The organism is Streptomyces sp. DSM 116793, from assembly GCF_057320905.1.
The window spans coordinates 6,938,490-6,960,049 of the sequence record NZ_CM170494.1; the positions used below are offsets into that span (position 1 = coordinate 6,938,490).

General features: G+C 74.3%; 18 protein-coding genes. 14 read left to right on the forward strand and 4 right to left on the reverse strand.

Features of this window, described 5'->3' with window-relative positions; all coding sequences use genetic code 11:
- Window positions 1–197: 197 nt before the first annotated feature.
- Window positions 198–728 carry a DUF3515 domain-containing protein gene (locus tag ACSMXW_RS27305; RefSeq protein WP_485800112.1) on the reverse strand — a complete coding sequence of 177 codons (531 nt, stop codon included), beginning with the start codon at window positions 726–728 and terminating at the stop codon, window positions 198–200.
- A gap of 20 nt (window positions 729–748) precedes the next feature.
- Window positions 749–982: an Lrp/AsnC family transcriptional regulator gene (locus ACSMXW_RS27310; RefSeq protein WP_485800113.1), complete on the reverse strand. Its 234-nt coding sequence runs from the start codon at window positions 980–982 to the stop codon at window positions 749–751.
- A 260-nt stretch (window positions 983–1,242) separates the two neighbouring features.
- Between ACSMXW_RS27310 and ACSMXW_RS27315 the strand changes: the two genes are divergently transcribed.
- Window positions 1,243–2,208, forward strand: coding sequence for a thiamine-phosphate kinase (locus tag ACSMXW_RS27315; protein ID WP_485800115.1), 966 nt, complete (start codon window positions 1,243–1,245; stop codon window positions 2,206–2,208).
- 204 nt (window positions 2,209–2,412) lie between these two features.
- Entirely contained in the window at window positions 2,413–3,267 is an 855-nt protein-coding gene (thiD, locus tag ACSMXW_RS27320; protein WP_485800117.1) for a bifunctional hydroxymethylpyrimidine kinase/phosphomethylpyrimidine kinase, read from the forward strand.
- A gap of 171 nt (window positions 3,268–3,438) precedes the next feature.
- Here the strand turns inward: thiD and rpmB are convergent, their stop codons facing one another.
- Window positions 3,439–3,624: a 50S ribosomal protein L28 gene (gene rpmB / locus ACSMXW_RS27325; protein WP_189937345.1), complete on the reverse strand. Its 186-nt coding sequence runs from the start codon at window positions 3,622–3,624 to the stop codon at window positions 3,439–3,441.
- 705 nt (window positions 3,625–4,329) lie between these two features.
- Here rpmB and ACSMXW_RS27330 point away from each other — a divergent pair.
- The 9 genes from ACSMXW_RS27330 (at window position 4,330) to ACSMXW_RS27370 (ending at window position 15,561) form a co-directional block, all read left to right on the forward strand.
- The gene (locus tag ACSMXW_RS27330) at window positions 4,330–6,255 is read left to right on the forward strand and encodes a DAK2 domain-containing protein (protein ID WP_485800119.1); all 1,926 of its coding nucleotides are present in this window, start codon (window positions 4,330–4,332) and stop codon (window positions 6,253–6,255) included.
- Between the two features lie 350 nt (window positions 6,256–6,605).
- Window positions 6,606–8,939 (forward strand): ATP-dependent DNA helicase RecG, encoded by a 2,334-nt coding sequence (gene recG / locus ACSMXW_RS27335; protein ID WP_485808347.1) that lies wholly within the window; start codon window positions 6,606–6,608, stop codon window positions 8,937–8,939.
- Between the two features lie 296 nt (window positions 8,940–9,235).
- Window positions 9,236–9,820, forward strand: coding sequence for a 16S rRNA (guanine(966)-N(2))-methyltransferase RsmD (rsmD, locus tag ACSMXW_RS27340; protein WP_485800120.1), 585 nt, complete (start codon window positions 9,236–9,238; stop codon window positions 9,818–9,820).
- A 26-nt stretch (window positions 9,821–9,846) separates the two neighbouring features.
- Window positions 9,847–10,326: a pantetheine-phosphate adenylyltransferase gene (coaD, locus tag ACSMXW_RS27345; RefSeq protein ID WP_485808349.1), complete on the forward strand. Its 480-nt coding sequence runs from the start codon at window positions 9,847–9,849 to the stop codon at window positions 10,324–10,326.
- 538 nt (window positions 10,327–10,864) lie between these two features.
- Window positions 10,865–12,079 (forward strand): ATP synthase F0 subunit B, encoded by a 1,215-nt coding sequence (locus tag ACSMXW_RS27350; protein ID WP_485800122.1) that lies wholly within the window; start codon window positions 10,865–10,867, stop codon window positions 12,077–12,079.
- 466 nt (window positions 12,080–12,545) lie between these two features.
- Window positions 12,546–13,193, forward strand: coding sequence for a YceD family protein (locus tag ACSMXW_RS27355; protein WP_485808351.1), 648 nt, complete (start codon window positions 12,546–12,548; stop codon window positions 13,191–13,193).
- Between the two features lie 2 nt (window positions 13,194–13,195).
- Window positions 13,196–13,369 carry a 50S ribosomal protein L32 gene (gene rpmF / locus ACSMXW_RS27360; protein WP_189937336.1) on the forward strand — a complete coding sequence of 58 codons (174 nt, stop codon included), beginning with the start codon at window positions 13,196–13,198 and terminating at the stop codon, window positions 13,367–13,369.
- Window positions 13,370–13,388: 19 nt separating this feature from the next.
- Window positions 13,389–14,228 (forward strand): ribonuclease III, encoded by an 840-nt coding sequence (gene rnc, locus ACSMXW_RS27365; RefSeq protein ID WP_485800124.1) that lies wholly within the window; start codon window positions 13,389–13,391, stop codon window positions 14,226–14,228.
- A gap of 322 nt (window positions 14,229–14,550) precedes the next feature.
- On the forward strand, window positions 14,551–15,561 hold the full coding sequence (locus ACSMXW_RS27370; protein ID WP_485800126.1) for an Fpg/Nei family DNA glycosylase: 1,011 nt from the start codon (window positions 14,551–14,553) through the stop codon (window positions 15,559–15,561).
- A 16-nt stretch (window positions 15,562–15,577) separates the two neighbouring features.
- Here ACSMXW_RS27370 and ACSMXW_RS27375 read toward each other — a convergent pair whose 3' ends face one another.
- On the reverse strand, window positions 15,578–16,510 hold the full coding sequence (locus ACSMXW_RS27375; protein WP_485800127.1) for a CAP domain-containing protein: 933 nt from the start codon (window positions 16,508–16,510) through the stop codon (window positions 15,578–15,580).
- Between the two features lie 139 nt (window positions 16,511–16,649).
- Between ACSMXW_RS27375 and ACSMXW_RS27380 the strand changes: the two genes are divergently transcribed.
- The 3 genes from ACSMXW_RS27380 to smc all read left to right on the forward strand — a co-directional run bounded on the left by ACSMXW_RS27380 (window position 16,650) and on the right by smc (window position 21,497).
- Window positions 16,650–16,931 carry an acylphosphatase gene (locus ACSMXW_RS27380; protein ID WP_485800128.1) on the forward strand — a complete coding sequence of 94 codons (282 nt, stop codon included), beginning with the start codon at window positions 16,650–16,652 and terminating at the stop codon, window positions 16,929–16,931.
- A gap of 385 nt (window positions 16,932–17,316) precedes the next feature.
- Complete coding sequence (locus tag ACSMXW_RS27385; protein WP_485800129.1) at window positions 17,317–17,526, forward strand: hypothetical protein; 210 nt, start codon at window positions 17,317–17,319, stop codon at window positions 17,524–17,526.
- Between the two features lie 356 nt (window positions 17,527–17,882).
- Window positions 17,883–21,497 (forward strand): chromosome segregation protein SMC, encoded by a 3,615-nt coding sequence (smc, locus tag ACSMXW_RS27390; protein ID WP_485800131.1) that lies wholly within the window; start codon window positions 17,883–17,885, stop codon window positions 21,495–21,497.
- Window positions 21,498–21,560 lie beyond the last annotated feature (63 nt).

A 21,560-nucleotide genomic window follows, 5' to 3' on the forward strand; every position in this document is an offset into this window, starting at 1 on the left:
CCGGCGGCGGGGTCTTCGGTCGCCCGGGCGTTCCAGGCTGCTCGGGATGTCCGGTTGCCCGGGCGTTTCCGGTTGCCCGAGGTTTCCGATTGCCGCCTGCCCCGGGGCTTCCGGTCGCCGTCGGCTCCCGGGCTCCCGGTGAGGGCACCGGGTTCCCGGTGCTGGGCACCGGGGTCGCGGATCCGCCGGCTCCGGGGTCAGTCGGCGATGCCCTGCGGGATGGTCCGCCTCACCGGTGCCGCGAGGTCGGTGAGCGGCGCCAGACCGTCCTGTGTGCGCTGCTCGGGCAGGATCACCTCGACATACGCCTTGCGCAGGGTCGTGGTGAACCGGTACGAACCGTCCTTCTGCGGCTCGGAGAGCCAGCCGACGCCGTCCACCTCGACACCGTCGGGACCAGCGTCGTCCGACGAGGAGCCGTCGGGCGGCACGGCGTCCATCGCCGCGGGCCGGGGGACACCGCAGCGCAGTATGATCGCCGGATCGCCCCACCCCGCGGTCAGCGTGGACCGTGGCCGCGGATCGTTCCGGCCGAGGCCGTCGACGTGCCGGGGAAGCTGCCGGTGCAGCCGATGGCAGTAGGAGGCGGCTTCAGCCGCCGGGGAGGGAACCGCCACCGTCGCCGCCTCGTCCGTTGAGGTGCACCCTGCGGCGGCGAGCACGGCGAGCAGCAGGGCGAGGACGGGCGGCCGGACGGCGCGGTCGCGCCGGTGACGGAAGAGGTGCACCGGCCAAGAGTAGACGGGGGCTACAGATGGACGACCGGGCAGGTCAGCGTGCGGGTGATCCCGTCCACCTGCTGGATCTTGGCGACCACGATGCGGCCCAGCTCGTCGACGGTGTCGGCCTGTGCGCGGACGATCACGTCATAGGGCCCCGTCACGTCCTCGGCCTGGAGCACGCCGGGGACCTTGCCGACTATCTCGGCGACGGCCGAGGCCTTGCCGACCTCCGTCTGGATCAGGATGTACGCCTGTACCACGGAACCTCCAGGGCGGCCACGGGGATCATGGGGAAGAAAGGGACGCCACGGTATCGCGTCGCCGCTCACCACGGGGAGACCCGGGGGAACCGTGGCGCACACCGGGCGGCCCCGGAGCGGGCGGCATGACACACCTCGGTACGGGTGCGGGCGGCGGCCCGGCGGGCCGTGGACACCCGTTCCCGGCCACCCGCCGCGCAGTCCCGGAGCGACCGCAGGCACAATCGCAGAGAGACCGGCGCGGAAGGGGCAACACCACAATGAAGGGAAGCGTGGGCGAGCTTGGGGAGTTCGGGCTCATCAGAGAGCTCACCTCCCGGCTCACCACCACCCCGGCGGTCCGGCTGGGGCCGGGCGACGACGCCGCGGTGGTCGCCGCACCCGACCGCAGGGTCGTGGCGAGCTGTGACGTCCTCCTGGAGGGGCGGCACTTCCGCCGCGACTGGTCCACGGCCTACGACGTCGGGCGGAAGTCCGCGGCACAGAACCTCGCGGACATCGCCGCGATGGGCGCCGTGCCGACCGCGCTGCTGCTCGGCCTCGTCGTGCCCGCCGAGCTGCCCGCCACCTGGGCGAGCGAGCTGATGGACGGCCTGCGCGACGAGTGCCAGGTGGCCGGCGCCGCCGTGGTCGGCGGGGACGTGGCGCGCGGCGACACCATCACCGTCGCGATCACCGCCCTCGGCGACCTGCGCAACCACGAGCCCGTCACCAGGGCCGGCGCCCAACCCGGCGACCTGGTCGCGGTGACCGGCTGGCTCGGCTGGTCCGCGGCGGGGTACGCGGTGCTCTCCCGCGGCTTCCGCTCACCGCGCGCCTTCGTGGAGGCGCACCGCAGGCCTGAGCCCCCCTACCACGCCGGCCCCGCGGCCGCCGGGCTCGGCGCCACCGCGATGACCGACGTCAGCGACGGACTGGTCGCCGACCTCGGGCACATCGCCGAGGCCAGCAAGGTCAGGATCGACATCCGCTCCGGCGCCATCGACGTACCCTCCCAGATGAACGACATCGGCCAGGCCGTCGGCGTGGACCCGCTGCACTGGGTGCTCACCGGGGGAGAGGACCATGCGATCGTGGCCACCTTCCCGCCGGACGTGAAGCTGCCCGCACGCTGGAAGGTGATCGGCGAGGTGCGCGGTCCCTCGGCCCTGCCGCAGGTGACCGTCGACGGCGCGCCGTGGACCAGCAGGAGCGGCTTCGACCACTTCGCGGACATCGAGGGCTGATCGCCGGCCCGATCGCGCCGTTGCCCCGCCTGGCCGGGCGGGGCCGGCGGGCGGTGCGGTCGGGTGCCGCGGCGGGCCGGCCGTGCGGGCGGGGCAACGCCGGGCCGGCGTGCGGTCGGGTGCCGCGCCGGGCCGCTGTGCGGGCGGGTGCCGCACCGGCGGGCCGGACATCCGACGCTTCCGACACGACGACTGGGGAATGCCATGGCTCCACCACGGGTGCTGACCGTCGCGGGCTCCGACTCCGGGGGCGGCGCGGGCATCCAGGCCGACCTGAAGACGATGCTGGCGCTCGGCGTGCACGGCATGAGCGTGATCGCCGCCGTCACCGCGCAGAACTCCCTCGGCGTCCAAGGCGCCTGGGAGCTGCCGGTGGAGGCGGTGCGCGCGCAGTACCGCAGCGTCGTCGACGACATCGGCGTGCAGGCCGTCAAGACCGGCATGCTCGCCTCCGCGCCGTTGGTGGAGACCGTCGCCGATCTCCTCGCGGCCACCGACGCCCCCGTCGTCGTCGACCCCGTCGGCGTCTCCAAGCACGGCGACCCGCTGCTTGCCGCCTCCGCGCTGGACGCCGTGCGCACCAAGCTGCTGCCCACGGCGACGGTCGCCACCCCCAACCTCGACGAGGTGGCCCAACTCACCGGCATACGCGTCGACTCCCGCCGGGCGATGCGCGGCGCCGCCGACGCCGTCCTCGCGTTCGGCCCCCGCTGGGTGCTCGTCAAGGGCGGTCACCTCACGGGGGAGGGAGGGGCCGGCGCCGCGGACGCCGCGGAGGCCGTGGACCTGCTCACCGACGGCAGCGAGGAGCACTGGCTGCGCGCCCCCCGCCACCCCAACCGGCACACGCACGGCACCGGCTGCACCCTCGCCTCCGCCCTCGCCGCCGAACTGGCGATGGGCCGGACGGTGCCGGACGCGGCGGCGGCCGCGAAGGAGTACGTCACCGGCGCGATCGCCGCCGGCTTCCCGCTGGGCGGCGGCATCGGACCCGTCGACCACGGCTGGCGGTTCAGGACGCCCCGGACGACGGGGCCCGGGGAGGCCCCCGATACGTGATGCCGCCCGCCGCCCGCGCCCGGCAGGGTCGCATGATCCGGAGAGGGTCGGGCGGGGCTTCTCAGGGCGCACAAAAGCCGGCCCACCCGAAGGCGGACCGGCTCCGCAGCAACCAGCGAGGTGGCCGCGCCAAGGTCCTCCCCTGCCCGTCGAGCGCGCGGGGGAGGTGCGTCAGCGCGAGACCTTGCCGGCCTTGATGCACGAGGTGCAGACATTGAGCCGCTTCGGCGTCCCGCCGACCACGGCACGCACGCGCTGGATGTTGGGGTTCCAGCGACGGGGCGTGCGGCGGTGCGAGTGGGAGATGCTGTTGCCGAAGCCCGGCCCCTTGCCGCAGACGTCGCAGTTGGCAGCCACGGGTCACTCCAAAGACTTCAGATGCACGTACGGTGGATCCCGGCATGCCGGGATCTGAGATCGAGTGGCTCTGCCAGGGAAGAGGCCCGACGGGTATCGGGCAACCGGAGCAGCATACAACGCCTGCTTCCGTACAACGAAACTACCACGGGTGACCCGGGCCCCGTCCCGCCGCCCACCCGGCGCGGGCCGGCGCGCCCCTCGCTCCGCCGGCCCAGGCACTTCCTCCCGCCCACCCGGAGCTTTCCCTCTTCCGCCCAGCCCGCCCGGCTCCCGTCCCTGCGCATGCCCGCCCCCCACCGGGGTCTACGCTGCTCACCCAGTGCGTACCGGGCTCACCCAGTGCGTCCCGGGCCCCCGGGAGGCACCCCCACAGCCCAGCAGCTCAAGGAGGCGATTCCGACGCAGCCGACGCAGCCGCCGCAGCAGCCGCCCCGCGCAGAGCCGGACGAGCCTCGCACGGAGCCGGGTGAACCGCCTGGCACGGAGCCGGGTGAACGGTGTGGCACGGAGCCGGGTGAACGGCGTGGTGGCGAGCCGGGGGAGGCGCCTGGCCCAGCGCATGACGAGCCGTGTCGAGCAGCGCACGGCGAGCCGCGCCGCGCAGGGCACGACGGTCCGCGCCGCGCAGGGCACGACGAACGGCGCCGAGCAGCGCACGGCGAGCCGTTTCGCGCCGAGCCGGGCGGGCCGGAGGAACCGGTCGTGCCCGCCGCGCGGCTCGCGCGCCCTCCCGCGGGCGGCCCTCGGGCCCTGGACGCCGACGCCGTGCGCGCGTGGTGCACGCTCGCACTGGATGCCCTGGGGCGCTCCCGCGAGGAGATCGACGCGATCAACGTCTATCCGGTGGCCGACGGCGACACCGGAACCAACCTCTATCTGACGGTGGAGTCCGCGGCACGGGCCGTCGAGGCCTCCTTCGCCGGTCTCGAACCGCAGCGGCCGACCCTGGCCGAGGCGGTCCGCGCCATGGCGCACGGCGCGCTCATCGGCGCCCGCGGCAACTCGGGCACGATCCTGGCGCAGTTGCTGCGCGGCATGGCCCAGGTGCTCGCGGGGCAGCACGGCGACCCTCCGGCGAGCGGAGGCACGGGCGGTGCCGATCAGCTGAGGCGCGCCCTGCGGCGCGCGGCGGAGTCCGCCTACACGGCCGTCGCACGCCCCGTGGAGGGCACCGTGCTGACCGTGGCGACGGCGGCGGCCGAGGCGGCGGAGCGGGCCGTCGGAGACTGCGGCGCGGTGGCGCACGCGGCCCACGCCGGCGCGTGCACCGCACTGGACGCCACCCCTGGGCAACTCGCGCCTCTTGGCCGCGCGGGCGTCGTCGACGCGGGCGGCCGGGGCCTCGTGGTGGTCCTGGCGGCGCTCGCCGAGGTCTGCGCCGGCTCCGCCCCGGCGCCCGGAGCCCAGCCCCGCGTCCGGCCCGCGGGCCGGACGACCGGGCACCCCGCGGGCCGGACGGACGGGGACGCGGACAGGACGGCGGGTCTCCCGGCGGCGTCGGGCCCCATGGCGGGTGTCCCGGGGGCGGGAGGCGTCCCGGCGGCGGCGGGCCTCTCGGGGACGGGAGGTCTCCCCGGGGCATCAGGCCTCCCAGCGGCATCAGGCCTCCCGGGGACGGCGGGTCTCCCGGAGGTGGCCGGCATCCCTGAGCCGTGTGCGGCACCGGCCGGCGGGACCGCGTCCGCCGGCCGCACCACAGGCCCCGCCTACGAGGTGATCTACCTCCTGGAGGCCGGCGACGCCGCCGTGCAGCGCCTGCGGGCCAGGCTCGACGGCCTGGGGGACTCGCTGGTGGTGGTCGGCGGGGACGGCCTGTGGAACGTCCACGTTCACGTGGACGACGCCGGCGCGGCCGTGGAGGCGGGCGTGGAGGCCGGCCGGCCGTACCGGATCCGCATCACCCACTTCGGCGCGGGCGACGTCCATACGGCCCCCGCGCCCGCCGACCCGGCCCGGCGCGGGCAGGCCCGGCGGGCCGTGGTGGCCGTGGTGCCCGGCGAGGGCCTGGGCGAGCTGTGCACCGCGGCCGGCGCCACCACGGTGCTGGCGCGCCCCGGGGAGCCGCCCGCCAGTGGTGAACTGGTGGCCGCCATCCGCCGGGCGGGCGCCGGCGAGGTGGTGCTGCTCCCGAACGACGACGCGCTGCGGCACACCGCGGCCGCCGCCGCGGAAGAGGTACGGACGGCGGGCATACGCGTCGCCGTCATCCCCACCCGGGCCGCCGTGCAGGGCATCGCCGCGCTCGCCGTGCACGAGCCGGACCGGCGCTTCGACGAGGACGTGGTCGCCATGACCTCGGCCGCCCGCTCCACGCGCTTCGCCGAGCTGACCGTCGCGGAGCGCCAGTCCTGGACCACGGCAGGGGTCTGCCAGGCCGGGGACGTCCTGGGCCTGATCGACGGGGACGTGGCCGTGATCGGCCCCGACCCGGAGACCACCGCCGCCGCGGTCCTCGACCGGATGCTGTCCTCGGGCGGCGAGATGGTCACGCTGGTCCTCTCCGAGGGATTCCCCGACGCCGTCGCCCAGCGCCTCGAAGCACGGGTACGCGACTCCCACCTGGCCGTGGACACCGCTCTCTACCACGGCGGCCACCGGACCCCCCTCCTCTTCATCGGAGTGGAGTAGGCCCACCCCGAGCGCAGGGCGCGGGGAGTGCTTCCGTGCGGCGCGGGGAGTGCTTCCGTGCGCGGTGGGCCCTGGCAGGGGCGCGGGGAACTGCGCGCCCGGCCACGACGAAGCCCCCGCGTCGCCACCGACCGAAAGCGGCACCTCCCGGGGGAGGCCGCAGGCCTCCGCCAAGGCACCGCGCCCCGCAGGGGCGGCCCGAGCAGGACACGTCCGCCCCGCACCCGCCGCCGCCGCGGGAACCTCCGCCACCGCGGAAGCCCCCACCGCAGAGGGACACCGCTCCCCCGACTCGACGGCGCACCCCGCCGTCGAGTCCCCGCTCTGTCGGTGCCGTGGTGTCCAATGGAATCGTGCCCGCGCTCGAAGAACCCCTGAAGAAAGTGATCGGTCCCGCCACCGCGAAGGTGATGGCCGAGCACCTCGGCCTGCACACCGTCGGCGACCTGCTCCACCACTACCCGCGCCGCTACGCGGAGCGCGGTGAGCTCACCCGCCTCGCCGACCTCCCCCTGGACGAGCACGTCACGGTCGTCGCCCAGGTGGCCGGCGCCCGTGTGCTGCCCTTCCGCTCGGGCGGCGGACAGCGCCTGGAGGTCACCATCACCGACGGCAGCGGCCAGCTCCAGCTCGTCTTCTTCGGCCGTGGCGTGCACAAGCCGCACAAGGACCTGCTGCCCGGCACGCGCGCGATGTTCGCCGGCAAGGTCTCCGTCTTCAACCGCAGGCTCCAGCTCGCCCACCCCGCGTACCAGCTGCTGCGCGGCGGGGCCGACGGCGACGCCACCGAGGCCGTCGACTCCTGGGCCGGCGCCCTGATCCCGATCTACCCGGCCACCGCCAAGCTGGAGTCCTGGAAGATCGCCAAGGCGGTCGACGCGGTGCTGCCCGCCGCCCTGGATGCCGCCGACCCGCTGCCGCCCGGCCTCAAGGAGGGCCGGGGCCTCGTCCCGCTCCCCGAGGCGCTGCACAAGATCCACCGACCCGGCAGCAAGGCGGACATCGCCGACGCCCGTGCCCGCCTGAAGTGGGACGAGGCCTTCGTCCTCCAGGTGGCCCTGGCCCGCCGGCGGCACGTCGACAGCCAGTTGCCCGCCGTGCCCCGCAGGCCGCTGCCGGAGGGCCTGCTGGCCGCCTTCGACGCCCGGCTGCCGTTCACGCTCACCGAGGGCCAGCAGCGCGTCTCCCGGGAGATCCTCGACGACCTCGCCTCCGAGCACCCCATGCACCGGCTGCTCCAGGGCGAGGTGGGCTCCGGCAAGACCATGGTGGCGCTGCGCGCCATGCTCGCCGTGGTGGACGCCGGCGGCCAGGCCGCGATGCTCGCCCCCACCGAGGTCCTCGCCCAGCAGCACCACCGCTCCATCACGGAGATGATGGGGGAGCTGGCCGAGGGAGGCATGCTGGGCGGCGCGGAGCAGGGCACCAAGGTGGTGCTGCTGACCGGCTCGATGGGCGCGGCCGCCCGCCGTCAGGCGCTGCTCGACCTGGCCACCGGCGAGGCAGGCATCGTCATCGGCACCCATGCGCTCATCGAGGACAAGGTGCAGTTCCACGACCTGGGCCTGGTCGTCGTCGACGAGCAGCACCGGTTCGGCGTGGAGCAGCGCGACGCCCTGCGCGGCAAGGGGAAACAGCCGCCGCACCTGCTGGTCATGACCGCCACCCCCATTCCGCGCACGGTCGCCATGACCGTCTTCGGCGACCTGGAGACCTCGGTCCTCGACCAGCTCCCCGCCGGCCGCTCGCCCATCGCCAGCCATGTCGTGCCCGCCCAGGACAAGCCGCACTTCCTCCAGCGGGCCTGGGAGCGGGTCCGCGAGGAGGTCGAGGCCGGCCACCAGGCGTACGTCGTCTGCCCCCGGATCGGCGACGCCGAAGACCAGGCCGACCAGGCCGGTCCGCCCGCGTCCGGCGGCCGGAGCGGCAAGGGCGGCCAGGGCGGCCAGGGCGGCCAGGAGTCCGGCGGCACAGGCGGGCCGTCCGCCAAGGCCGCCACACGCGCGAAGGCCACCGCGCCCGCCCCCGCGCCGGACGAGCTGCCGGACGGCGCCGCCGACCCCGACAAGCGCCCCCCGCTGGCCGTCCTGGACGTCACGGGGCAGCTGGCCGCAGGCCCCCTGCGGGGCCTCGCCGTGGAGGCGCTGCACGGCCGGATGCCGCCCGACGAGAAGGACGCGGTGATGCGCCGCTTCGCCGCGGGCGAGACGGACGTCCTGGTCGCCACCACCGTCATCGAGGTCGGCGTGAACGTCCCGAACGCCACCGCGATGGTCATCATGGACGCCGACCGCTTCGGTGTCTCCCAGCTCCACCAGCTGCGCGGCCGGGTCGGCCGCGGTTCGGCACCCGGCCTGTGCCTGCTGGTCACCGAGATGCCCGAGGCGAGCGACGCCCGCGCCCGGCTGAACGCCGTCGCCGCCACCCTGGACGGCTTCGAGCTCTCCCGCATCGACCTGGAGCAGCGCCGCGAGGGCGATGTGCTCGGCCAGGCGCAGTCCGGGGTGCGCTCCTCGCTGCGGGTGCTCGCCGTCATCGAGGACGAGCAGATCATCGCCGAGGCCCGCGAGGAGGCGGCCGCCGTCGTCGCCGCCGACCCCGACCTCACCGCCCTCCCCGGCCTGCGCACGGCCCTGGAGGCCCTGCTCGACGCGGAACGCGAACAGTACCTGGAGAAGGGCTGACCGCCTGCCCAGCCACGACGGACCGCCCATCGGCGGCCGGCGGGAGCAGGCGTGGGGCGGCCGGAGGCGCGAGTGGCCGGCGGAGCCGAAGGCGCGCGTGATGGGCGGCGGGAACGGGCGCGGCCGGCCGGAGCCGCGAGTGCGGCCCCCGGGAACCCCGGGGGCGAGCGCGCGCCGGCCGGGGCGACGCCGAACGGAAAGACCGGCAGGGGTCGCGTCCCGGAAACTGAGAGACTGAGGGCAGAGCCACCCAGGGGCCGCCACCAGGGGTCCCGCACCGGACGACAAGGACTGACATGACCCGCGTGATCGCCGGTGCCGCCGGCGGACGCCGTCTCGCCGTGCCGCCGGGCCAGGGCACCCGGCCCACCTCGGACCGGGCCCGCGAGGGCCTCTTCTCGACGTGGGAGTCGCTGCGCGGCACCCTCGGCGGCGCCCGCGTCGCCGACCTGTACGCCGGGTCGGGTGCCGTCGGCCTGGAGGCGCTGTCCCGGGGCGCCGCCCACGCCCTGCTCGTGGAGGCCGACCCGCGCGCCGTGCGCACCCTGCGCGAGAACGCCCGCACCCTCGCCCTGCCGGGCGCCGAGGTCCGCGCCGCGAAGGCCGAACAGGCCCTCGCCGGACCGCCTCCCGGGCAGCCGTACGACGTCGTCTTCCTGGACCCGCCCTACGCACTCCCGGACGACGATCTTGGCGAGATTCTGCTCACACTCGCGGCCCGAGGGTGGCTCGCCGACGAAGCCCTCGTCACCGTGGAGCGCAGCACCAGAGGCGGGGACTTCGGGTGGCCGGCCGGTTTCGCGGCCATCAGGTCCCGGCGATACGGCGAGGGCACACTTTGGTACGGTCGCGCCGCCTCTACGCGCCACCACGCACCATGACCGGACCGGAGAGCGAGGGACTTCAGTTGCGCCGCGCCGTCTGTCCGGGGTCGTTCGACCCCATCACCAATGGCCATCTCGACATCATCGCCCGAGCCTCCAAGCTGTACGACGAGGTCTACGTCGCGGTGATGATCAACAAATCGAAGAAGGGCCTGTTCTCCGTCGACGAGCGGATGGACCTGATCCGCCAGGTCACCGCCGAGTTCGGCAACGTCCGGGTGGAGTCCTTCCACGGCCTGCTCGTCGACTTCTGCAAGCAGCGCGACATCCCGGCCATCGTCAAGGGCCTGCGCGCGGTCAGCGACTTCGACTACGAGCTCCAGATGGCCCAGATGAACAACGGCCTCTCGGGTGTCGAGACACTCTTCGTGCCCACCAACCCCACATACAGCTTCCTGTCCTCGTCGCTGGTGAAGGAGGTGGCCGCCTGGGGCGGCGACGTCTCCCACCTGCTGCCCGACGTGGTCACCGAGGCCCTGATGCGGCGGCTGCGCGATAAGTGACCACGGCGGCTGCGCGAGAAGGATCCCGGCAGTGCCGCGAGAAGTCACCACGACGGTTCCGCCAGAGGTGATCACGACGGTGCCGCCAGGAGTGGCCACGACGGTCCGCCACGAGTGACCGCAGCGGCTGCGGCAGGGACACCGGCGGCCGGGCGCGCCGGAGCGGGCGCCGCGAGCGGGCCGCGGCGAGCGGGCGCGGCGGAGGCCGCGAGGGGACCGCGGTCGTGCGGCATGTGAACGGCCGCGCACCCACCCGCGCCCGGTACCGGCCACGGGTGCCTGACGCCCCGTCACCCGCTGTCGCGTCATTCGCCCCCGGACGTCCGCCGACTGGCCGTACAGTCGGTGCACGTACAGTCGGTGCAGTCGTTTCGTAGTCTGTTCGCAGTCCAAGGCCGGTCCGTGGCCGCGGCCCCGCACGCGCGGGGCCGGCCCCGGGGCCACGGGTCCCGCAGGGGCCCAGGGCCACGGGCCCCGCAAGGCACCCTTCCAAGGGCGAAGGGACCCCCTCCACAGCACAGAGAGTGGCGAGCACACGGTGGACGTGCAGAAGAAGCTCGATGACATCGTCGCGGTGGTCGGCAACGCCCGGTCCATGCCCATGTCGGCCTCGTGCGTGGTCAACCGCGCCGAGCTGCTGGCCATGCTGGAGGAGGTCAGGCAGGCCCTGCCCGGTTCCCTGGCCCAGGCCCAGGAGCTGATCGGCGATCGCGAGCAGCTCGTCGAGCAGGCCCGCCAGGAGGCGGAGCGGATCATCGAGACGGCGCACGCCGAGCGCGGCTCGCTGGTCTCGGACACCGAGATCGCCCGCCGCTCGCAGGCCGAGGCGGACCGGATCCTCGCCGAGGCGCGCCAGGAGGCCGAGGAGATCAGGGCGGAGGCGGACGACTACGTCGACTCCAAGCTCGCGAACTTCGAGGTCGTCCTCACCAAGACCCTCGGCTCCGTCGGCCGCGGCCGCGAGAAGCTGCTCGGCACCGGCTCGGGGCTCGACGACGACGGTTACGAGGACCCGGACTACACCGAGGCCCCGGAGCGCAGCCAGGACCCCGACACCCTGCGGGAGCGGGCCGACGCCTATGTGGACGTGAAGCTCGGCGCGTTCGAGGCGGTGCTCGCCAAGACCCTGGAGGCGGTCGGCCGGGGCCGGCAGAAGCTGCACGGCCGGGTCGCCACCGACGAACTCGGCAGCCTCGCCGACGACTCCACCGACCCGGGCAACCGGCACACCAGCGACGAGGACTACCTGGCCGACCTGGCGGGCCGCCCCGCCGTCGTCCCCGAGCAGGCCCCGGAGCAGCCCACGCAGCCGCCGCGCATCCCCCACCAGGCCGCGGCAGCCCGGCTCGCCGAGCAGACCGCGGCGGCACAGGCGGACCCCGCGGCGGCCGGGGCCCAGGTCGCGGACCCCTACCAGGTGCAGGACCCCGACCACGCGGCCTACGCCCAGCAGGACCCGTACGGCTACCAGCAGGACGCCTACACCCAGCAGGCCGGCTACCCGCAGGACGCCTACGCCTACCAGCAGGCCTATGGTCAGCAGGACCCCTACGGCTACGGCCAGCAGCAGGACGCGTACGGCTACCCGCAGCACCCGCAGCAGGGCTACGACCCGGCCCAGCAGCCCGCCGGCGGCTACGACCCGCAGCAGGACGACGCCCAGGCACTGGACGAGACCAGCCTCTTCGACACGAGCATGATCAGCACGGAGCAGCTGCGGCAGTACCAGCAGTCACGCGGGTACGAGCAGTAGCCGGGCCGCCGGGCCGCCGGGCCGCCGGATCGCCGGATCGCCAGGCCCACGGGCCGCGAGGTCGCCGGATCGCCAGGCCCCCGGGCCGCCGGGCCGTGAGGTCGCCGGATCGCCGGATCGCCGGGCCGCCGGACCGCCGCGGAGGTGGGGCGGGGAGCGGCCGAACTCCCCCCGGCGTGCCGGCCGGGTGCCCCCGGGGCTGCTCGGAGGGACGCAGGCGGGAGGCCGGAGGGGCCGCACCCGGCTGACGGCCTCCGTACCGGTTTGGGCCGAACGCAAGTGGTCCAGTATCCTGGCGATTCGGTCGCGCGTACGCCCGCGGTCCGGGCTGCCCGCTCGCTGAGATTCGCACTCATCGGGTCCGCTGCCCTGATCCCAGGCGGTGCGGCCGGCCTCTCACCCCGCAGACCCGCGGCGACCGCCGCGGCGGTCGCGAAGCACCGAAGATCCGAAAGCAGGAAGAGCCCTGAACGCCCGCCTCGACCACCGCAACCCTCTCGTGCTCGACACACACGAGCTGGGGCGGCGTCCCGGTGCCATGCAGCGCCTGACGCGCACGGTCGAAGCACCGGGCGGAAACGCGATCTTCGGGATCGGAGGAGTCATCGAGGTGCCCGAGGGCACCGAGGTGGAGCTCGACCTCCGTCTTGAGTCGGTCATGGAGGGCGTGCTCGTGACGGGCACCGCCCATGCCACGGCCGAGGGGGAGTGCGTAAGGTGTCTGGAGCCGCTGGAGCTCACGCTCGACGCGGACTTCCAGGAGATGTTCTCGTATCCCGACGCCGACGAACGCGGGCGCCCCATCGCGCGCCCGGAGGACGCCGTCGACGACGAGGAGGAAGAGGACAGGCTCTTTGTCGAGGACGGTCTGATCGACCTCGAGCCGGTGCTGCGTGATGCGGTGGTGCTCGCACTGCCGATGCAGCCGGTGTGCCGGGAGGACTGCCCGGGTCTGTGCTCCGTGTGCGGGGCGCGCCTGGCGGACGATCCGGACCACCACCACGATGACGCCGTCGACATCCGTTGGGCGGCACTGCAGGGACTCGCCGAGACCGTTCAGGACGGCGAGAAGGACGTGCCCCGCCGCGGCGGGGATGACACACAGGAGAAGTAGCCGTGGCCGTTCCGAAGCGGAAGATGTCGCGCAGCAACACGCGCCACCGCCGGTCGCAGTGGAAGGCTGCGGTCCCCACTCTGGTGGCGTGCGAGCGCTGCCACGAGCCCAAGCTGCAGCACAACGCCTGCCCCGCTTGCGGCACCTACAACAAGCGCCAGGTCCTAGAGGTCTGAGCGGTTGGTGAGGGGCACGATGCCAGACGCCAGGAAGAACAGGCCCCGCTCCAGCGGGGATGATCCCAGGCCCCGCACCGGCGGGGACGGTCTGACGGCCTCGTCCCACACGCTTCTGGAAGGGCGGCTCGGGTACCACCTGGAGTCCGCCCTTCTGGTGCGTGCGCTGACCCACCGCTCCTACGCATACGAGAACGGCGGCCTGCCGACCAACGAGCGGCTGGAGTTCCTGGGGGACTCCGTGCTCGGCCTCGTCGTCACGGACACGCTGTACCGGATCCACCCCGACCTCCCCGAAGGGCAGCTCGCCAAGCTGCGGGCCGCGGTGGTGAACTCGCGTGCGCTGGCGGAGGTCGGCCGGGGGCTCGACCTCGGCGCCTTCATCCGGCTGGGCCGGGGCGAGGAGGGGACCGGTGGGAGGGACAAGGCGTCGATCCTCGCCGACACCCTGGAAGCGGTGATCGGCGCGGTCTATCTCGACCAGGGTCTCGACGCGGCGGCCGAGCTGGTGCACCGGCTCTTCGACCCGCTGATCGAGAAGTCCTCGAATCTGGGCGCGGGCCTGGACTGGAAGACCAGTCTCCAGGAGCTGACCGCGACCGAGGGGCTCGGCGTCCCCGAGTACCTGGTCACGGAGACCGGCCCGGACCACGAGAAGACCTTCACTGCTGCCGCCCGCGTCGGAGGCGTCTCGTACGGCACCGGCACCGGCCGCAGCAAGAAGGAAGCGGAGCAGCAGGCGGCCGAGGCCGCCTGGCGGGCGATTCGCGAGGCCGCGGACGCCCGGGTGGCCCCCGGGGCCCCCGGGGCTCCCGCGACCCCCGACACGGCCCCACCGACGGACCCGACCCCCGCGTGACCCGCCTGCCCCGTCCCCGGGGGCGCGGGAAACCGGGGGCACCTCCCACGTCCTTCAGGTAGTGGGGGAGCGGCCGGCACGGTGAGACCGTCGGATCGCCACCGTCCGCAGGGGGTGGTCGGTTGTCTCCGGACCACCGCCCGGTGGCGGTCGCTCGCGCGGTTCCCCGCGCCCCTTGAGGTGGGCCGGGCCCCGGCTTCACGTACGGGTGCGCCCCGATCAGGGGCGCGGGGAACCGCACGATCGGCCACGACGAAAGGTCGGACCGCCGCCGGCCCGAAGGCGCTGCCGTGGCCGGGGCCCACCCCTGGAGGAGAAGAAGATGCCGGAACTTCCCGAGGTCGAGGTGGTCCGCCGGGGCCTGGCCAGATGGACGGCCCACCGCACCGTCACCGAGGCGGAGGTCCTGCACCCGCGCGCCACCCGCCGCCACACCCCCGGCCCGGACGACTTCGTCCACCGCCTCAAGGGGGCACGCCTCGGCGTCCCGCAGCGCCGCGGCAAGTACCTCTGGCTGCCGCTGGACGACACCCCCTTCGCGGTCCTCGCCCACCTCGGCATGAGCGGCCAACTGCTCGTCAAGCCCCACGACGCCCCGGACGAGAAGCATCTCCGCATCCGCATCCGCTTCACCGACACCATGGCCCCGGTGACCCCGGCCGGCACATCCGTCCCGACCGGCACGCCCGTCCCGGCCGGCACGCCCGTCCCCGAGGCACGCGGTGTCACGGAAGTCCCCGGCGCACCGGAAGCGGCCGTCGCCGCAGAAGCCGCGGGCACCGAGCTCCGCTTCGTCGACCAGCGCACCTTCGGCGGCCTCTCGCTGCACGAGACCACCCCCGAGGGCCTGCCCGACGTCATCGCGCACATCGCCCGCGACCCCCTCGACCCGCTCTTCGACGACGACGCCTTCCACGCCGCGTTGCGCCGCCGGCGGAGCACCATCAAACGGGCGCTGCTCGACCAGTCGCTGATCAGCGGCGTGGGCAACATCTACGCGGACGAGGCCCTCTGGCGGGCAGGACTCCACTACGAGCGGCCGACCGCCGGCTTCACCCGCCCCCGCACCGCCGAGCTGCTCGGCCACGTCCGCGATGTGATGAACGCCGCGCTCGCCGTGGGCGGCACCAGCTTCGACAGCCTCTACGTCCATGTGAACGGCGAGTCCGGCTACTTCGACCGCTCGCTCGACGCCTACGGCCGGGAGTCCGAGCCCTGCCGCCGCTGTGCCACGCCGCTGCGCCGCCGGCCCTGGATGAACCGCTCCAGCTACTTCTGCCCGCGCTGCCAGCGCCCGCCGCGGCCCGCGGCGCGCCGCCCGGCACTGCCCTGACGTCCTGACGCCGGCCTCAGAAGCCGAAGTCCTCCGTCCACCACGGCCCGCCGGTCCCGAAGTGGACGCCGACGCCGATGGTCCGGTAGTCGCAGTTGAGGATGTTGGCGCGGTGCCCGGCGCTGTGCATCCAGGAGTCCATCACCGCCGCCGCGTCCGCCTGGCCGCGCGCTATGTTCTCGCCGCCGAGGCCGCTGATGCCCGCCGCGGCCGCCCGGTCCCAGGGCGAGCGGCCCTGCGGGTCCGTGTGGTCGAAGAAGCCCTCGTCGGCCATCTCCTCGCTGAAGTCGGCCGCGAGCCGCGCCAGCGCCTTGTCGGCGTCCAGCGGCTGGCAGCCGGCCTTGCTGCGCTCCTGGTTGACCAGGCTCAGCACCTGCGCCTCGGCCGCACTCTCCGCGGACGCCGTGGTCGCAGTGGTGGCGGGCGCGGAGGCGGTCCGCGGGGCGCTGGACGCGGACGTGCCGCCGGTGCCGTGGGTGGCGGGGGGTGGTGTGGTCCTGCCGTCCGGGGTCCGCGCCGCCGGCGTCCTGCCTGCCGCCTTGGGCGCGGCCCTGTCCCCGGACGGCGAAGGTCTCGCCGCGGGCGACGTGGCGTGGCCGGTGCCGTGGTCCGGGTGCGCGGTGCCGGTGCCCTCCGCGCTGCCGCCGGTGCCGCCCTGGGTCTTGAGGCCGGTCGGGACGCCGGCCGAGCGCACCTGGTCGGAGCCGTCGTCGCCGCCGACGGAGAACGAGCCGCCGCCGGGCAGCACCCCGGTCGCCACCGCCACGGCCCCCATCGCGACCGCGGCGGACACGCCCAGCAGCCCCGTGCGCACGGTGGCGGCGCCGCGCCTGCGATGGCGGTGCGCGCCCGGCTGGGGACGCTCGCCACGCCCGGCGTCCGGGTCCATGGCCACGGGCGCCCGGTCCGGGGTGGCGCGTCCGGTGTCGGAGCGTCGGTGACGTCCCATGTCCTCGCCTCCAGATCCCAGCGTCGGCAATGCCCTCGAAAGTTCACTCGAACGAGTGAGGTGTGCTGGGTCGGGACGCTACCCCATACCGGCCGGGGCCGAGGTGCCCGCGGACCGATCGGGCGGTTAGCGTGCAGCCATGAACGACGACGTACGGCTCACCGCCTGGGTGCGCGGGCGGGTACAGGGAGTGGGTTTCCGCTGGTACACGCGGGCCAAGGCGAAGGAGATCGGTGGCCTGAGCGGTGTCGCCCGCAACCTGCCCGACGGGCGGGTCCAGGTCGTCGCCGAGGGCCCGCGGGAGCGGGCCGAGCGGCTGCTGGAGTGGTTGCGGAGCGGCGACACGCCCGGCAAGGTCGACGGAGTCACTGAGATCTGGGACACGTCGCGCGGCGGCTACGAAGGGTTCCAGGAGGCCTGACGCTCGGTGGCGGCCCGCCGCGCCCCGGGGCGCGGCGGGCGGTGACGGAGCGGGCCGTGCGGAAGAACGTCCTGGTCGGTGCGGAGAAAGGGCTTGCCGCAGGCGGCCGGGCAGGCGAGGATGATCTCCACGCCCCCGGGCCCCGAAGCAGTAGCCGCGCCGTGTCCACGCCCCCGCGCGCCGCCGGGCAGCCCCGCCCGCCGGGGCTTGATCGTGTTGACCGTCAAACTTTTTGGTGAGACTCTGGAAGCCCCGCGCACCCTAACTGTTTGGCGTCGAGAGCGGCAGTACCAATCAGAAGAAGCCGGACACCGCGGGTGCGAACATCCCTCAGTCACGACCCACACCGCTACGGTCGGTCACTCATTATGGAGGACCATCCATCATGGCAAAGGCGCTTCTCGGTTATGTCGGCGGCTCCGACCCTCGACTCCTCGCCGAGATGCGACGGCTCCAGCAGCGCGTCCAGGACCTGGAATCCGAGCTCGTACGCATCCAGGCGGAGAACGACGCACTCTCGGCTGCCGCTTCGCACGACGGCGACTCGCTCCTGAAGAGCGTCGACGTACCCCAGGCGGAGCCCGCGCTCACCTGACCCACGCTCTGCTCTGCTGACCCGATGGACGGGCTGTTCATCAGCCACGGTCCGAACTGCAAGGGACGCCTCGGCGTCCCTTCTTTCTTGTCCCCTCTTCAGGTGCCCCGTTCCCCGGCCCCTCAGGTGGCCCGTCCCCGGACCCGTCCGCTTCCGGCCCCGCAGAGCGGTCAGCCGGCCGGCCCCTCGCGCCGGCGTGCCGGGCCGGTCCTCGCGCTGCCCTGTGGCCCCACCCGCCACGGGCTCTTGAGTCCTTCTGTTCCCCTTCCTTCACCGTCTGGTGTGCCCTGCACGTTCCTGGGTGAAACCGCGAGTTCACCCAGAGGCGCCGGAACCGGAAGGTAGAGTGCGGCGGCGTGCACCTCAAGGCCCTGACCCTGCGTGGCTTCAAATCGTTCGCGTCGGCGACGACGCTGCGGTTCGAGCCGGGCATCACCTGTGTCGTCGGACCCAACGGGTCCGGCAAGTCCAACGTCGTGGACGCACTGTCCTGGGTGATGGGCGAGCAGGGCGCCAAGTCGCTGCGCGGCGGCAAGATGGAGGACGTCATCTTCGCCGGCACCACCGGTCGCCCCCCGCTCGGCCGCGCCGAGGTCTCCCTCACCATCGACAACACGGACGGCGCGCTGCCCATCGAGTACGCCGAGGTCACCATCACGCGGATCATGTTCCGCAACGGCGGCAGCGAGTACCAGATCAACGGCGACACCTGCCGGCTGCTCGACATCCAGGAACTGCTCTCCGACTCCGGCATCGGCCGCGAGATGCACGTCATCGTCGGGCAGGGCCAGCTGGACTCGGTGCTGCACGGCGACCCGATGGGGCGCCGCGCCTTCATCGAAGAGGCCGCGGGCGTGCTCAAGCACCGCAAGCGCAAGGAGAAGGCGCTCAGGAAGCTGGACGCGATGCAGGCCAACCTGGCCCGCGTCCAGGACCTCACCGACGAACTCCGCCGCCAGCTCAAGCCGCTGGGCCGGCAGGCCGCCGTCGCCCGCCGGGCCGCCGTCATCCAGGCCGACCTGCGCGACGCCCGGCTCCGCCTGCTCGCCGACGACCTCGTCCAGCTCCGCACCGCTCTCCAGACCGAGATCGCCGACGAGGCCGCGCTGAAGGAGCGCAAGGAGGCCACCGAGTCCGAGCTGAAGGCGGCCCTCGGCAGGGAGGCCGCCCTGGAGGACGAGGTCCGCAGGCTCACGCCCCGGCTCCAGCGCGCCCAGCAGACCTGGTACGAGCTGTCCCAGCTCGCGGAGCGGGTGCGCGGCACCATCTCGCTGGCTGACGCCCGTGTGAAGAGCGCCACCTCCCAGCAGCCCGAGGAGCGGCGCGGGCGCGACCCGGAGGACCTGGAGCGCGAGGCCGCCCGCATCCGTGAGCAGGAGGCGGAGCTGGAGGCGGCGCTGGAGGCGGCGGAGCGCGCCCTGGAGGACACCGTCGCGCACCGCTCCGAGCTGGAGCGGGAACTGGCGCTGGAGGAGCGCCGCCTCAAGGACGCCGCCCGCGCCATCGCCGACCGCCGTGAGGGACTGGCCCGGCTCGGCGCACAGGCCGGTGCCGCCCGGTCCCGCGCCGCCTCCGCACAGGCCGAGATCGACCGGCTGGCCGCCGCCCGCGACGAGGCACAGGAGCGCGCGGTCACCGCCCAGGAGGAGTACGAACAGCTCAAGGCGGAGGTCGACGGCCTCGACGCGGGCGACGAGGAGCTGGCCGCGGAGCACGAGGCGGCCAGGAGCGCGCTCGCCGAGGCCGAGAGCGCGGCCGGCGCCGCCCGGGAGGCCGCCACCGCCGCGGAGCGCAAGCGCGCCGCCGTGGCCGCCCGCCACGAGGCGCTCGCCCTCGGCCTGCGCCGCAAGGACGGCAGCGGCGCCCTGCTGGCCGCCCAGGACCGGCTGACCGGCCTGCTCGGACCGGCCGCGGAACTCCTGACGGTGACCCCGGGATACGAGGTCCCGGTGGCCGCCGCCTTCGGCGCCGCCGCGGACGCCATCGCCGTCACCACCCCCGCGTCGGCCGCCGAGGCCATCCGGCTGCTCCGCAAACAGGACGCGGGCCGTGCCGCCCTGCTGCTCGCGGGGGAGCAGCCGCCGGCCGCCGACGCGGCCGCGGGCCCCGAAGCCGCCCCGGCCCCCGCCTCCCCGGACGGGCAGGCAGCGCCCGGCTCGCCGGCCGGCCCGCCGCGCGCCGCCGACCTGGTGCGCGGTCCTGCGGAACTGATGCCCGCCGTGCGCCGCCTGCTCCGGGGCATCGTGGTCGTCAGCACCCTCGAGGACGCCGAGGACCTCGTCTACGCCCATCCCGGGCTGACCGCCGTCACCGCCGAAGGAGACCTGCTGGGGGCGCACTTCGCGCACGGCGGCTCCGCGGGCGCGCCCAGCCTCCTGGAGGTACAGGCCTCCGTGGACGAGGCCGCCGCGGAACTGGAGGAGCTGGCGGAGCGGTGCGAGGAGCTGACGGCCGCACAACACGAGGCCACCGAGCGGCGCACGGAGTGCGCGGCCCGCGTGGAGGAGCTGGCCGAGCGCCGGCGGGTGGTGGACCGCGAGAAGTCGTCCGTGGCGCAGCAGCTCGGCCGGCTGGCCGGGCAGGCCAGAGGAGCGGCGGGCGAGGCGGAGCGCGCCGCCGCGGCCGCCGCGCGGGCACAGGACGCGCTGGAGCGGGCCACCCAGGAGGCCGAGGAGCTGGCCGAGCGGCTCGCCGTCGCCGAGGAGACCGCGGGCACCGACGAGGAGCCCGACACCTCGCTGCGCGACCGGCTCTCCGCCGACGGCGCCAACGCCCGGCAGACCGAGATGGAGGCCCGCCTCCAGGTCCGCACCCACGAGGAGCGGGTCAAGGGCCTGGCGGGGCGGGCCGACTCGCTCGACCGCGCGGCACGCGCGGAACGCGAGGCACGCGCGCGTGCCGAACAGCGCAGGGCCCGGCTGCGGCACGAGGCCACGGTCGCCGACGCGGTGGCCCGCGGCGCGCGCCAGCTGCTGGCGCACGTCGAGGTCTCCGTGGTGCGCGCCGACGCCGAGCGCGCCGCGGCGGAGCAGGCCAAGGCCGCCCGCGAACAGGAGTTGACGGCGGCTCGCGCACAGGGCCGCGACCTCAAGGCCGAACTCGACAAGCTGACGGATTCAGTTCACCGCGGTGAGGTACTCGGTGCCGAAAAGCGGCTGCGGATCGAGCAGCTGGAGACGAAGGCACTGGAGGAACTGGGCGTGGAACCCGCAGGTCTGATCGCCGAGTACGGCCCCGACCAGCTTGTGCCGCCGTCACCGCCCGCCGAGGGCGAGGAGCTTCCCGAGGACCCCGAGCACCCGCGCAACAGACCCACGCCGTTCGTGCGCGGCCAGCAGGAGAAGCGGCTGAAGGCGGCCGAGCGTGCCTACCAGCAGCTCGGGAAGGTCAACCCACTGGCGCTGGAGGAGTTCGCCGCTCTGGAGGAACGTCACAAATTCCTCTCCGAGCAGCTTGAGGACCTCAAGAAGACCCGCGCCGACCTCCTCCAGGTCGTCAAGGAGGTCGACGAGCGTGTCGAGCAGGTCTTCACGGAGGCCTACCGGGACACCGCCAGGGAGTTCGAGGGCGTCTTCTCGCGGCTGTTCCCCGGAGGTGACGGCCGGCTGATCCTCACGGATCCCGACAACATGCTGACCACCGGCGTGGAGGTCGAGGCGAGACCCCCCGGCAAGAAGGTCAAGCGGCTCTCCCTGCTGTCCGGCGGCGAACGGTCCCTGACCGCGGTGGCGCTGCTGGTGTCGATCTTCAAGGCGCGCCCGAGCCCGTTCTATGTGATGGACGAGGTGGAGGCGGCCCTGGACGACACCAACCTCCAGCGGCTGATCCGCATCATGCAGGAGCTGCAGGAGGCCTCGCAGCTCATTGTGATCACCCACCAGAAGCGCACGATGGAGGTCGCCGACGCCCTCTACGGCGTCTCGATGCAGGGCGACGGCGTCTCCAAGGTGATCAGCCAGCGGCTGCGCTGAGGAACAGCCCTGGTGAGGGCGCCGCCCTCAGTCATTCGTTCACATCTTGAATCCAATCATCAC